This is a genomic window from Flavobacterium sp. J49 (assembly GCF_011742145.1).
In the GTDB taxonomy this organism is placed as follows: domain Bacteria; phylum Bacteroidota; class Bacteroidia; order Flavobacteriales; family Flavobacteriaceae; genus Flavobacterium.
Window position 1 is genome coordinate 1136 of sequence record NZ_JAAQQU010000100.1, and the last position, 1852, is coordinate 2987.

1 protein-coding gene is annotated in these 1852 nt (G+C 39.7%); it reads right to left on the bottom strand.

What is annotated here, in order from left to right; all coding sequences use genetic code 11:
• A partial coding sequence (locus HA632_RS05585) for a hypothetical protein (RefSeq protein WP_176306227.1) occupies nucleotides 1-1852 on the bottom strand: 1852 nt, incomplete at both ends.

Below are 1852 nucleotides of genomic sequence, written 5' to 3' on the forward strand. Positions count from 1 at the left end.
TATTGCGGATAATTCGGTTGGGTAGCATTCGGTAGTGGATTTACCATTAAGTCCAGTTCCACTATATCATAACAACCCGTGGTGTTAAACTCTACTCGTACATATACAGTTTGATTCCACTGCGTTTGGTTGATGTAATTGGTAACACCGCCAATAGCATTAACATCGCCTTGGGCATTAGCAAAAGTGGTGTGGAAAGTAACTGTAACAGTAGTCGGGTCAATAGCTCCTAAAATCTGCGGTATTGTAGTGGTTAAATCAAAACTTTCAAAACCGGTTTGCCCTGTGTAATCACATAGTACATAATCATCCGGCTCAGTTGCTTCAGGTGTTGGGTCTACTATTAACTGCAAAGGAACTATCTCAAAACAACTTGAAGTATTTGATTCAACTCTAATGTAAATAAGTTGTGACCATGGATTAATATTATCATAATTAACAATATCAGGAATAGGAGTTCCTCCAGTATTGGCATCGGTTAAAGTTTCATGAAAAGTAACTGAATATGAATTACCACCGGTAACCGAATTAATAATTTGTGACAAGTTAAAAGTGACAAAACCATCATTACTTGGGTCACAATAATGTAAAGGTTGAGGATTAGTTACAACTACATCATTTGTAATTGTATTAATAGTGAAATTGGTTGCATTAGAAACACAATTCGCCAAAGTTTGTAAAGCAACTATGCTGTGGTTTCCTGTTGCTAAATTATTAAAAATAGGGTTTGACTGATAGGCACCCCCATCTAGAGAATATTCATAATTGAACCCAACTGGATTAGTTACAGTTACCGAGTTTGAATTACAAGATTCAACTATCGAAACTACCGGATCAATTTGAGGGATTACAACAATTTGAAAAGTAACCGAGACAGGACATGGAACTGCAATACTTGATACAGGATTAAAAGTGTAAGTAGTAGTAGCAGTATTGTTTAGTGTCGGTGACCAACTCCCGGAAATACCATTTAATGATGTTGTTGGTAATGGTGTAATAGTTCCTCCTGAGCATACCGTTGTTTGGGAAATATTGAAAGTAGGCGTTACAGTTGGATTAACGATGACTGTGACCGGTTCTATATCAAAACAAGAACCAACTGTACTTTTAATATAGTAAGTTCCACTAGTGGCTACTGCTGTTGGTATTGTTAATGCTGTAGTAGCTGTTGCATTAGTCCAATAGCTCAAAATTCCGCCTCCTGTACTTCCTGCTGTTACTGAGGGTAATGTCAAATTTACCGTGGCAGGAGAACAAACCGCGGCAGGATTTGTAATACTCAAAACTGGCGAAGGATTTATGGTTACTGTTACCGGTTCAATGTCAAAACAAGAACCAACAGTACTTTTGATGTAATAAGTTCCGCTGGAAGTCACTGCTGTTGGCGTAGCCAATGCAACAGTAGCTGCTGCATCAGTCCAATAAGTCAAAGTGCCGCTACCTGTACTTCCAGCAGTTACTGAAGCTAAGGTTAAATTCACCGTGGCTGGAGAACATACTGCTGTCGGATTGGTAATGCTTAAAACCGGTGCGGGATTTATGGTTACCGTTACCGGCTCAATGTCAAAACAAGAACCAACTGTACTTTTGATGTAATAAGTTCCGCTAGTAGTCACTGCTGTTGGAGTAGTCAATGCAATAGTAGCTGCTGCATCAGTCCAATAAGTCAAAGTGCCGCCTCCTGTACTGCCTGCTGTTACTGCCGGTAAGGTTAAATTCACTGTTGCAGGAGAACATACTGCTGCAGGATTGGTAATGCTTAAAACCGGTGCGGGATTTATGGTTACCGTTACCGGCTCAATGTCAAAACAAGAACCCGCAGTACTTTTGATGTAGTAAGTTCCGCTGGTAG